3 protein-coding genes are annotated in these 2,221 nt (G+C 63.1%); all 3 read left to right on the top strand.

The annotated features are described in order from the left end of the window. On the top strand, positions 1-250 hold a 250-nt coding region (locus EOA24_RS35010; RefSeq protein ID WP_127410653.1), incomplete at its 5' end, for a TOBE domain-containing protein. A gap of 8 nt (positions 251-258) precedes the next feature. Further along, positions 259-1,221, top strand: coding sequence for an ABC transporter permease subunit (locus tag EOA24_RS35005; protein WP_126079083.1), 963 nt, complete (start codon positions 259-261; stop codon positions 1,219-1,221). After that, a complete protein-coding gene (locus EOA24_RS35000) occupies positions 1,218-2,036 on the top strand; it encodes an ABC transporter permease subunit (protein WP_042640957.1) in 819 nt (272 codons plus the stop codon). Before EOA24_RS35005 ends, EOA24_RS35000 begins: the two co-directional genes overlap by 4 nt. Positions 2,037-2,221: the final 185 nt, after the last annotated feature.

Below are 2,221 nucleotides of genomic sequence, written 5' to 3'. Positions count from 1 at the left end.
CGCGATCGGGCGGGAGAAGATCAAGGTCTCCGCAAAAAAGCCCGCCGATGCCGTCAATGCGCTGGAAGGCGAGGTCTATGACGTCGCCTATCTCGGCGACATGACCGTCTTTCACATCAGGCTCGACGACGGGCAGATCGTGCGGGCAAGCGCCTTGAACGCCTCGCGCGTCACCGAGGATCCGCTGACCTGGAATGACCGCGCCTGGGTCTCCTTCCGGCCCGATGCCGGCGTCGTGTTGACCCGATAGAGGCTGAGATGACCGATATCGCAGCGACTGCCGCCCCATTGACGCAAACCACGACACTGCCGGCGAGGCTGGCGAAAGGCTTCGTCAACCGCCTCGTCATCATCATCCCCTATCTCTGGCTGCTGTTCTTCTTCCTCGTTCCCTTCATCATCGTCTTCAAGATCTCGCTGTCGCAGACGGCGATCTCTATGCCGCCCTATACGCCGGTGCTCAACTTCAGCGACGGCATCTCGGGATTCCTCGCCGGCTTCCGCGAGCTCAACTTCGATAACTACACCTGGCTCACCCAGGATGCGCTCTATTTCAACGCCTATGTGACGAGCCTGGTCATCGCGGGGATCTCGACGATACTCACCCTGATCGTCGGCTATCCGATCGCCTATGGCATGGCGCGTGCGCCGGCGACGATCCGTCCGACCCTGCTGATGCTGGTGATCCTGCCCTTCTGGACATCGTTCCTGATCCGCGTCTATGCCTGGATCGGCATCCTCAAGCCCGAAGGGTTGCTCAATCAGTTGCTGATGTCGCTGCACATCATCAGCCAGCCGCTGGTGATCCTGAACACCTACACGGCGATCTTCATCGGCATCGTCTATTCCTACCTGCCCTTCATGGTGCTGCCGCTCTATTCGTCGCTTGAAAAGATGGACTATTCGCTGGTCGAGGCCGCGGAGGATCTCGGCTGCCCGCCGATCGGCGCCTTCTGGAAGATCACCTTCCCGCTGTCGCTGCCCGGCGTAGTCGCCGGCTGCCTGCTGGTGTTCATCCCGGCCGTCGGCGAGTTCGTCATCCCCGACCTTCTCGGCGGCTCGCAGACGCTGATGATCGGCAAGACGCTCTGGAACGAATTCTTCTCCAACCGCGACTGGCCGGTCTCCTCGGCGGTGGCCGTCATCCTGCTCCTGGTCCTGATCATCCCGATCATGTTCTTCCAGCAGGCGCAAGCAAAGGCACAGGAGCAGGGCAGATGAACTCGACCTGGAGCCGCTTCAACATCACCTCGATCGTGCTGGGCTTTGCCTTCCTCTATCTGCCGATCGTGCTTCTGATCGTCTTTTCCTTCAACGAATCGAAGCTCGTCACCGTCTGGGGCGGCTTCTCGACCAAGTGGTACGTGTCGCTATTCCACAATCAGGGCCTGATGGACGCCACCTGGGTGACGGCGCGCGTGGGCGTCATCTCGGCGACGGTGGCGACCGTGCTCGGCACGCTCGCCGCCATCACGCTGACGCGCTACACGCGCTTCCGGGGGCGGGTGCTGTTTTCGGGCATGGTCTTCGCGCCGCTGGTCATGCCGGAGGTCATCACGGGCCTCTCGCTGCTCTTGCTCTTCGTCGCCGTCGGGCTGGACCGCGGCTTCTTCACGGTGACGCTCGCGCACATCACCTTCACCATGTGCTTCGTCGCCGTCGTCGTGCAGTCGCGGCTGGTCTCGTTCGATCGCTCGCTCGAGGAGGCGGCGATGGATCTCGGCGCGCCACCGGTGAAGACCTTCTTCCAGATCACCTTGCCGGTCATCCTGCCGGCGATCATCTCCGGCTGGATGCTGGCTTTCACGCTCTCGCTCGACGATCTGGTCATCGCGAGCTTCTCCTCGGGCCCGGGCGCCACCACGCTGCCGATGAAGATCTACAGCCAGGTGCGTCTCGGCGTGACGCCGGAAATCAACGCCGCCTGCACCATCCTGATCGCGGTCGTGGCTGTCGGCGTCATCATCGCCTCGATCGCCAACAAGCGTCGCGAGATCCAACGCCAGCTCGACGAGCAGGCCGCGCAACGCGGTTGAGCAGTGGGTACGGGGACGCTTTGCGCCCCGCCTTACTGGCCTGAAACGCCGGGAGCGATCGGCGAGATGAACGGCGCGCTCCAGTTGCCGCCGACGAAGAACAGCGACTGGTTCGGCTGAGCGGGAGGCGGATTGGCCGCCTGGCCGTTGGCCTGCTGGGGCTGCTGTGCGGGCTGTCCGCTGGG

The organism is Mesorhizobium sp. M2A.F.Ca.ET.039.01.1.1, from assembly GCF_003998035.1.
Classification (GTDB): domain Bacteria; phylum Pseudomonadota; class Alphaproteobacteria; order Rhizobiales; family Rhizobiaceae; genus Mesorhizobium.
The sequence above is the reverse complement of the archived record's forward strand: the minus strand, read 5'-3'. Positions and strand labels throughout refer to the sequence as shown.

What these genes read in the sequence shown, in the direction of transcription:
- EOA24_RS35000 (WP_042640957.1), top strand. Translation starts at nt 1,218, where the DNA reads ATGAACTCGACCTGGAGCCGCTTCAACATCACCTCGATCGTGCTGGGC.
- EOA24_RS35005 (WP_126079083.1), top strand. Translation starts at nt 259, where the DNA reads ATGACCGATATCGCAGCGACTGCCGCCCCATTGACGCAAACCACGACA.